The organism is Streptomyces sp. NEAU-174 (assembly GCF_052665095.1).
On record NZ_JBQTCE010000013.1, the window covers coordinates 95,453 to 103,195 of the forward strand.

The window sequence follows — 7,743 nt, forward strand, 5'->3', positions numbered from 1 at the left end:
TCCGTCCGGTGCCCGGGGTGCTCGCGGCCCCCGGAGAAGAAGTGGAAGAGTCGACGTATGCAGGTCTGGCCGGGACAGGCTTATCCCCTTGGCGCCACCTACGACGGCGCCGGAACCAACTTCGCGGTGTTCTCCGAGGCCGCCGTCCGCATCGAGCTGTGCCTCCTGCACGACGACGGCTCGGAGACGGCGGTCGAGCTGCGGGAGTCCGACGCGTTCGTGCGCCACGCCTATCTGCCGGGGATCATGCCGGGGCAGCGCTACGGCTTCCGGGCCCATGGCCCGTACGAACCGGAGCTCGGCCACCGCTGCAATTCCGCCAAGCTGTTGCTGGATCCGTACGCCAAGGCGGTCAGCGGGCGGATCGAGTGGGGCGAGGAGGTCTACGGCTACCACTTCGGCCAGCCCGACAAGCGCAATGACCTCGACTCCGCCCCGCACACCATGGCGTCGGTGGTGGTCAATCCGTACTTCGACTGGGGCGACGACCGCCCGCCGCGCACCGACTACCACCGCATGGTCATCTACGAGGCGCATGTCAAGGGGCTGACCATGCGCCACCCCCGGCTGCCGGAGGAGCTGCGCGGGACCTACGCGGCGCTCGCCCATCCGGCGATCATCGAACATCTGACCGAGTTGGGCGTCACCACGCTGGAACTGATGCCCGTGCACCAGTTCGTCCACGACCACCGGCTGGTCGACGCGGGGCTGGCCAACTACTGGGGCTACAACACCATCGGCTTCTTCGCCCCGCACAACGCCTACGCCTCCTGGGGCGACCGGGGCCAGCAGGTGCTGGAGTTCAAATCGGCGGTACGGGCGCTGCACCAGGCGGGCATCGAGGTCATCCTGGACGTGGTCTACAACCACACGGCCGAGGGCAACCACCTGGGCCCCACGCTCTCCTTCCGGGGCCTGGACAACGCCTCGTACTACCGGCTGACCGACGACCGCCGGTACTACATGGACACCACCGGCACCGGGAACTCCCTGCTGATGCGGTCCCCGCACGTGCTCCAGCTGATCATGGACTCGCTGCGCTACTGGGTGACCGAGATGCATGTGGACGGCTTCCGCTTCGATCTGGCGGCGACGCTGGCCCGGCAGTTCCACGAGGTGGACCGGCTGTCGTCATTCTTCGACCTGGTCCAGCAGGATCCGGTGGTGAGCCAGGTGAAACTGATCGCCGAGCCCTGGGACGTCGGCGAGGGCGGCTATCAGGTCGGCAACTTCCCACCCCTGTGGACCGAGTGGAACGGCAAGTTCCGGGACACCGTGCGGGATCTGTGGCGCGGTGAGCCGAGGACGCTGGCCGAGTTCGCCTCCCGGCTCACCGGCTCCTCCGACCTCTACCAGGGCGACGGGCGGCGCCCGCTGGCCTCGGTCAACTTCGTCACCTGCCATGACGGCTTCACCCTGCGCGACCTGGTGAGCTACGACGAGAAGCACAACGAGGCCAACGGCGAGTCCAACCAGGACGGCGAGAGCTACAACCGGTCCTGGAACTGCGGCGTCGAGGGCGAGACCGACGATCCGGCGGTGCGGACGCTGCGCGAGCGCCAGATGCGCAACTTCATCGCCACCCTGATGCTCTCCCAGGGCGTGCCGATGCTCAGCCACGGCGATGAGTTCGGGCGCACCCAGGGCGGCAACAACAACGCGTACTGCCAGGACAACGAGGTCTCCTGGGTGCGCTGGCCGGATCACGCCAAGGGGCAGGACGGCGAATGGGAGGACCGCTCGGCGCTGGAGCTGCTGCGCTTCACCCGCTCGCTGGTGTGGCTGCGCCGCGACCACCCCGTCTTCCGGCGCCGCCGCTTCTTCCACGGGCGGCCCGTGGAGGGCACCCATGACGAGCTGTCGGACATCGCCTGGTTCACCCATGAGGGAGAGGAGATGACCCCGCGCGACTGGCAGGCGGCACACGCCAAGTCCCTCGCGGTCTTCCTCAACGGCAGCGCGATCTCCGAACCGGGCGCGCGCGGCGAGCGGATCACCGACGACTCGTTCCTGCTGCTCTTCAACGCCCACCACGAGCCGCTGGACTTCGTCGTACCCATCGACCACGGCAAGCAGTGGCAGCTCATCGTGGACACGGCGGCGCCGGAGGGCGTGGAGCCGGGCAGCGGCCCAAAGGTCGCCGCGGGCGACCGGCTGACCCTGGTGGACCGCAGCCTGATGGTGCTACAGCGGCCTGCTTAGGGCGGGGGCCGGATGCCGGCCAGAGTCCCGGTGGCGCGCATCCTCCGCAAAGTCCAGGAGCTGGTTGAGGCGCTGGACCCCGAGAACGCCTCCCTGCGTACCCAGCTCGCCTCGGAGCCCACCGAACCGGCTGGCCCCTCCGAGGGCTGACCGCATATCCCGGCCCCGGGCACTCCTGGGTGTGGTTCGCCCCGGGTCGGGTCTTCAAAAATCGCATCACTCTGTACTACAGGGGCGGTTATCGTCCGCGCATGGACGATTCGCTCTCGTTCGAGAGCTTCTTCGAAGGCGCGAGCCGGGCCGCCCAGAAGGCCATGGAGGACCATGGGCGCGGCGAGTACGACGAGTTCGCCCTGCACGCTGGTGTCGCCGTCGAGCGGCTCGCCAAGGCCGTTCTGGTCATGAGGAACCCGCTCTACCTGGTCGAGATGCGTAACGGCAATGCGGACCTGCTGCTGTACTTCGGGGGCGACCTGGCGCTGGACACGGCAAAGGTCCGCACCGTCGGCGCAAAGGAAGCCATCCAACGCCTTCGGCGTATGGGCATCCTCCCTTCCGGCTCGAAGCTCGACCTGTTGATCGAGCTGCGTAATGGCACTGCCCACACGACCGTCGGCGATGAGGCCAAGACGCTCCTCCCTACGCTCGCCGAGACTGTCGCGGTCCTGCTGACGGCCATCGGCACGAGCTTCCGTGCGTTCTGGGGCCGGTGGTCGAGAGCAGTGATCGTGGCCGTCGACAAGCAGCTCGACGAGATGCGCCGGGATGTCGAGATCCGGATCGACCAGGCCAGGCACCTCTTCGAGGACAAGTTCAGGGGGTTGTCCAAGGACGTGAAGGCGCAAGTGCTGGCAGCATCTGAGCCACACGTTCCAAGGTTCGATCCAGGTCTCGACGCAAGGTGGCTGGACGAGCTGCCCGGAGGTGGTCACTACTTCCATCTGGCCACAGTCGACTGCCCTGCATGCGAGGGTCCCGCCACGGTCAGACTCCTGCCGTCCGGGAAGGACACCATCTCCAGCAGCATGGACATCCTGTATTGCGATCTGTGCAACCTGTACCTGACAGGACAGGACGAAGTGACGGCGTCCGGCACGAGGAGCCCATTTCAGAGCAGCAGACCTCCTCGACTGATAACGATCACCGGCGTTGGGCCCATGCCTGTCCGGGATCCCGAGCCCGCGACCGAGAGCTGATCCAGACCCCCGCAGCCGAGGAGGGCGGAGGTCCCGATATCGCCAAGATGCCGGGCCGGCTCGCTCAGTACGCCGTCGTCGGTCTGATCGTGGTCCCGCTGATCATCGGCGTGCTCGTGCCGAAGTATGTGATGCACAACCTGATCACCGACAAGGACGACTGGCGCGCCGCGTACGAGACCGAATGCGACACCCACCAGGCAACTCGCCGCGGCCCAGGCCAGTGGCGAGGTCGCCAACGAGCAGGGTCAGGCCACGATCCGGCTGCTTCGAAGAGTTCGGGCACCGACCCAGACGAGCAACCGGAGAGCCTGATGTGGCCCTTCACCGACGTAGCCACGTCTCCCCCGAGTCGGAGACCGCGAAGAGGGCCGCCGAGAAGTCCCCTCTGGGCGTGGGCCTGGCGGCCTCGGTCGGCTTCCTCATCCTGCACCGCCCCGGGCGCTTCTCCCAGGCCGTGGAGATCAACGCCTCCTGATGGGTCATCATCGTAGTTCTCTGGTACGCGCGTTCCCTGACCTTGTTGGGGATCCGCAGTGCCCGTCCGGTCGATGCGTGGTGGGACGCCGCCCTCTCGATTGCTGTGGCCCTGCTGCATGAGCTGGAGATATACCTCCCGCTCACGCAGCAGACGGCCAACCGCCCCCTGGTCCCCGGTTCTGCCGAATCTTGAAGTCCATCGCACCCCTTGAGCTGGGGTGTTGCGACCCGGCGGCCCGCTCTACACCTGGGTGAAGAAGGGCACTCCCCGCCCTAAGGGCACTGAGCCGACCGGCCCCTCTCCGGCGAAGCAGTACCAGCCCTTCCCCGGGGCCACCTGGTTCTCCATGGACCGTAAGAGCCCGATCGGGGCCCGGATGCACGACTGCCTGGTGGCCGTCGGTTGCAGCCGGTACCAGTCCTCCCAGGACAAGGACGTCATCGGCTCCGGGGGATGTCGCCTCGTACGAGGCGTGGCAGCGGCGATACGGCTTCACCGCAAGGCGGCCACCTGGCCGCCCGGGTCGACCACCTGGGACCTGCTTCGCGTTCCGAAGGACTGACCTCCACAACGTGTCTCTGGAGAGGCGCTCTGCCCCCGTCTGGCCTCCGGACCGGGGGCGGGGCCTGTTGTCGTGCCCGGAGTCAGGGCAGGGCCTCGATGGCCTTCAGGATCAACGCCCGCGCCTCGGCCCCGTACACGGCATGTCGATGCAACTCTCCGAACGCCTTGAGGTACTGCACCACCTCGTCAGGCGATGTGATCTTCACGGAAGCCGACAGCGGCTCGTGGTTCACGCGTTCGTCGTCAAAGGCTGTGAACGACTCGATGGGCCACATGGTCCGCTCCGCAGAGGCCGGGATGATCCCCAGCGACACCGAGGGCAGGTCCATCGCTGAGAGCAACGAACCCAGTTGCCCGGCCATCACACCCGCGTCTCCGAGCCGGTATCGGAGAACCGCCTCTTCCAGGAGTATGGCGAAGGTGCGCCCGGACTCCCGGATGATGGCGGAACGGTCCATGCGGGCAGTGACAGCGTCGGCCACATCATCGGGTAGGCCACGGAACGTGGCGATGGCGCGGAGGAGCGCGGTGGCGTAGCCGGGGGTCTGCAAGAAGCCCGGAACCACGTTGGAGCAGTACACCTTGAAGTGCCGGGTGCGCTCGAACAGCGGGAGGTTCGCCTTCTGGAGCTGCTTGAGCCCTGTGCGCTGGAGCCGCCTCCACTGGACATACATGGAATCGGCCTGACGATTGGCCGCGACCAGGGCGGGCGCCTGCTCCTCGGCCCCACAGGCACGGCACCAGGCCCGGAGATCGTCGTCGGAGGGCGCGGTGCGGGCGTTCTCGATTCGCGAGGATTTCGCCTCGCTCCACCCGCACCGGACTGCCAGCTCTCGTTTGGTGATCCCCGCGTCCAATCGGATCTCGCTGAGCCGCGCAGCGAGCGCTTCACGCGCGGCCTGCACTCTGGATGATGGGGAACTGGGCGGCATGCTGTTCTGTCGTACTCGTACTAGCGGATCTCGTACTGGTCGTGCGGCACGGCCCGCTCCCAGATGTCCTCAAAGGCAGATGCGTTGAGCTCGACCAGTGCCCGGTCGTCGGAGAACTCCTCACCGAGCCAGCCGCCGGTCCCTGAGAAGTCGTGGACTCGGATCACCTGGTTGTCGAAGATCCAGAAGTCGCAGCCGGGCATCAGGAGGTCGGCGGTCCGGCGGCGGGGCAACCACCGCACCTGTTCGCCCGCTTCCACGTTGGCGCGAGTCTGGTAGTGCTCCCAGCGGATGTAGTCGCTGACCGGCTCCGAGACGACCCGGGCACGGCGTACCACCACGCCGCGGGCTACGGCGTCCGCGATGTCCTGGTGGAACGGACGCCACCAAGAGGCACGGTCGTCCCAATTGACGCGTTCACCTTTCTGCCATGCTTCGAAGCGCGGATTGCTGTAGTACGTGTCCCGCATCTCCAGGTGGACGGCAGACCGCTTGGCGTTGGCCAACTGCTCATCGAACGACGTCGGGATGCTCGATGGCATCACATGCCTCCCTCAGAATGTGCACCATGCGCGCGGGGATCCGCACGACCGCCTCGTAGTCGGGCAACGGCCCGGTGGACCGCACCTCGTCCTCCAGTTCCTCGCCTGCCCTCCAGCCCTGAAAGACGAGCTCCTTCTTCTCGTCGTCCACCCACACGCGGGGACAGTTCTGCTCGTCGGTGTCCGGATCAATGCCGATGAACCGTAGCGCCACGATGCCCTCCAACGCTCTGCTACTTACACGGACTTGCACCACCGTGGGCTCTTCGAGTGAGGCCGTCAAGGGCGCGAAGAGGCATCGGACCTCATGAGAAAACTCAGGTGCAAGCTGCTGCAAGTTTGTGGCGCGCGCAAGGGCGAGGCTCCTAGCGTCGGCGGGCACGACGAAAGCCCGGCGAGGCGGCGGAGCCTCCCGGGGCGCGGCCAACGCCACAAGGAGCGCCAGCATGGCCACTTCTCCCACCCAAGCCCTCCCGTGGACACCGCCGAACACCGAGGACGTCGAGGTGTTACCGGTGGGCAAATGGTGGGACGCCATCTCCGCACCCACACCGGTCGCAGACCGCACCCTGGAGTTGCTCGGCAACCGATCCGGCGCCGTCATCCAGGACGACATCTACGGCAAGACGTACTGGCTCATCGGGATCGACACGAACACCCCCCGCACCTGGCGCATGCGCCAGGTCCGTGTCCTCACCGAACTCGCCGACGAGGGCACCCTCCTCGGCGTACCGCCCACCGCCTGGGGGCCCGAGCACCAGACGTACTGGCGGATCCCGCTCGGCCCGGACCGGTACCTGACCGACACCCATCACCTGGTCCTCGCCCTGCGCCAGGCCCTCGACGACGTCCTCGGCCCGGAACCGGACGGCCGCCAGCTCTGCCACCGCTGCGAGCTGCCGACCGACGAACCGGTCATCGTGGACGTCCAGCACGGCGCCAGTGGAGCCGGACGCACCGTCTATGCCTGCCCGCCGCACGCCCGCGCCTACGAGCGTGACGCGGTCACCGAGGCCGCCGCCAGGCGCCGCGCCCTCGAACGGGGCAGGGCCCGATGACGGCCGCCGAGCGAACCGCCGAGGACATCAAGGACCCGTTCGCCGACGAGGCGTGGCGTGCGGCCATCGAGCACGCCGCGGGCTGCCTCGCCTGCCGGACACCCGGCGGGAGCTGTGAGACCGGCGAGCAACTGCTGCGCGCCTACGAGGAGGCCACACGGAAGGCCCACTCAGCGGGGGCCACATGAGGCACCGCCGACACTCCACCACCGTGCGGACCGGGCTGCTCGCCTTCCGCGCCGCCCGCGGAAGCGTCTTCGTGAGCACCCCGCCCCATAAGCCGGGTGGGTCGCTGGTGTTCCGGGCCCCCGTACCGGACGACGGCGTCAGCGGCCCACCCTCCAAGCCCCTGCCGGTCGAAACAGCCGGACACGGCCACCGACAAGACAGGGGATGAGGGGACTCCGGTCCCGGCTGCACCGCCGGGCCGGAGTCCCGTCCAACCAAGCTCGCCCCGCCTCCCGCTTGCAGGCCAGTTGCGGGACGAGCACCGCGCCGTCGCGCGGGGCACCCCTGCGCGTGTGAACCCACAGGAGACCCAATGCGATTACAGCACGCCGTTGTCCGCCAGGACCCGGAAGACGGCGACACCATGCCGGACACGGACGCCCCGTCACCGAGCGGTGGAACGCCCGGGGACTCGGACGACGGCCGCCAGTACGCCAGGTAGCCGACGTCAGACGCCATAGCGGCCCGCCCCCTGGCCTCCGCCCGGCCAGGGGGCGGGCCTCTCCCCCCCCCCAAAGGTGACTCTTGTTACCTCTCCCC

At 67.9% G+C, this 7,743-nt stretch carries 11 protein-coding genes; 8 read left to right on the forward strand and 3 right to left on the reverse strand.

The genetic code is table 11. The annotated features are described in order from the left end of the window. Positions 1-57: 57 nt before the first annotated feature. The 5 genes from glgX to ACT2CW_RS33010 all read left to right on the forward strand — a co-directional run bounded on the left by glgX (position 58) and on the right by ACT2CW_RS33010 (position 4,441). On the forward strand, positions 58-2,202 hold the full coding sequence (glgX, locus tag ACT2CW_RS32990) for a glycogen debranching protein GlgX (protein ID WP_164427729.1): 2,145 nt from the start codon (positions 58-60) through the stop codon (positions 2,200-2,202). A 12-nt stretch (positions 2,203-2,214) separates the two neighbouring features. Then, the gene (locus ACT2CW_RS32995) at positions 2,215-2,352 is read left to right on the forward strand and encodes a hypothetical protein (protein WP_445519251.1); all 138 of its coding nucleotides are present in this window, start codon (positions 2,215-2,217) and stop codon (positions 2,350-2,352) included. Positions 2,353-2,453: 101 nt separating this feature from the next. Continuing rightward, on the forward strand, positions 2,454-3,398 hold the full coding sequence (locus tag ACT2CW_RS33000; protein ID WP_445519252.1) for a hypothetical protein: 945 nt from the start codon (positions 2,454-2,456) through the stop codon (positions 3,396-3,398). Between the two features lie 316 nt (positions 3,399-3,714). Next, positions 3,715-3,876: a hypothetical protein gene (locus ACT2CW_RS33005; protein WP_445519253.1), complete on the forward strand. Its 162-nt coding sequence runs from the start codon at positions 3,715-3,717 to the stop codon at positions 3,874-3,876. A 220-nt stretch (positions 3,877-4,096) separates the two neighbouring features. After that, positions 4,097-4,441 carry a hypothetical protein gene (locus ACT2CW_RS33010; protein WP_445519254.1) on the forward strand — a complete coding sequence of 115 codons (345 nt, stop codon included), beginning with the start codon at positions 4,097-4,099 and terminating at the stop codon, positions 4,439-4,441. Positions 4,442-4,523: 82 nt separating this feature from the next. Here ACT2CW_RS33010 and ACT2CW_RS33015 read toward each other — a convergent pair whose 3' ends face one another. The 3 genes from ACT2CW_RS33015 to ACT2CW_RS33025 are packed head-to-tail and all read right to left on the reverse strand — an operon-like array spanning position 4,524 to position 6,365. Beyond that, positions 4,524-5,375: a helix-turn-helix domain-containing protein gene (locus tag ACT2CW_RS33015; RefSeq protein ID WP_445519255.1), complete on the reverse strand. Its 852-nt coding sequence runs from the start codon at positions 5,373-5,375 to the stop codon at positions 4,524-4,526. Positions 5,376-5,395: 20 nt separating this feature from the next. After that, positions 5,396-5,917, reverse strand: a complete 522-nt coding sequence (locus tag ACT2CW_RS33020; protein ID WP_445519256.1) for a DUF6879 family protein — start codon at positions 5,915-5,917, stop codon at positions 5,396-5,398. After that, a complete protein-coding gene (locus ACT2CW_RS33025) occupies positions 5,886-6,365 on the reverse strand; it encodes a hypothetical protein (protein ID WP_445519257.1) in 480 nt (159 codons plus the stop codon). Before ACT2CW_RS33025 ends, ACT2CW_RS33020 begins: the two co-directional genes overlap by 32 nt. Between ACT2CW_RS33025 and ACT2CW_RS33030 the strand changes: the two genes are divergently transcribed. The 3 genes from ACT2CW_RS33030 (at position 6,364) to ACT2CW_RS33040 (ending at position 7,645) form a co-directional block, all read left to right on the forward strand. Next, on the forward strand, positions 6,364-6,975 hold the full coding sequence (locus tag ACT2CW_RS33030) for a hypothetical protein (protein ID WP_445519258.1): 612 nt from the start codon (positions 6,364-6,366) through the stop codon (positions 6,973-6,975). The genes ACT2CW_RS33025 and ACT2CW_RS33030 overlap by 2 nt on opposite strands. Next, positions 6,972-7,163, forward strand: coding sequence for a hypothetical protein (locus ACT2CW_RS33035; RefSeq protein WP_445519259.1), 192 nt, complete (start codon positions 6,972-6,974; stop codon positions 7,161-7,163). The genes ACT2CW_RS33030 and ACT2CW_RS33035 overlap by 4 nt, the downstream gene beginning before the upstream one ends. Positions 7,164-7,516: 353 nt before the next feature. Next, positions 7,517-7,645 (forward strand): hypothetical protein, encoded by a 129-nt coding sequence (locus ACT2CW_RS33040; protein ID WP_262703216.1) that lies wholly within the window; start codon positions 7,517-7,519, stop codon positions 7,643-7,645. Positions 7,646-7,743: the final 98 nt, after the last annotated feature.

Bases quoted from the DNA above. Each gene is read 5' to 3' on its own strand.
- ACT2CW_RS33000 (WP_445519252.1), top strand. From the start codon at position 2,454: ATGGACGATTCGCTCTCGTTCGAGAGCTTCTTCGAAGGCGCGAGCCGG.
- ACT2CW_RS33040 (WP_262703216.1), top strand. From the start codon at position 7,517: ATGCGATTACAGCACGCCGTTGTCCGCCAGGACCCGGAAGACGGCGAC.
- ACT2CW_RS32995 (WP_445519251.1), top strand. From the start codon at position 2,215: ATGCCGGCCAGAGTCCCGGTGGCGCGCATCCTCCGCAAAGTCCAGGAG.
- glgX (WP_164427729.1), top strand. From the start codon at position 58: ATGCAGGTCTGGCCGGGACAGGCTTATCCCCTTGGCGCCACCTACGAC.
- ACT2CW_RS33035 (WP_445519259.1), top strand. From the start codon at position 6,972: ATGACGGCCGCCGAGCGAACCGCCGAGGACATCAAGGACCCGTTCGCC.
- ACT2CW_RS33020 (WP_445519256.1), bottom strand. From the start codon at position 5,917: ATGCCATCGAGCATCCCGACGTCGTTCGATGAGCAGTTGGCCAACGCC.
- ACT2CW_RS33025 (WP_445519257.1), bottom strand. From the start codon at position 6,365: ATGCTGGCGCTCCTTGTGGCGTTGGCCGCGCCCCGGGAGGCTCCGCCG.
- ACT2CW_RS33030 (WP_445519258.1), top strand. From the start codon at position 6,364: ATGGCCACTTCTCCCACCCAAGCCCTCCCGTGGACACCGCCGAACACC.
- ACT2CW_RS33015 (WP_445519255.1), bottom strand. From the start codon at position 5,375: ATGCCGCCCAGTTCCCCATCATCCAGAGTGCAGGCCGCGCGTGAAGCG.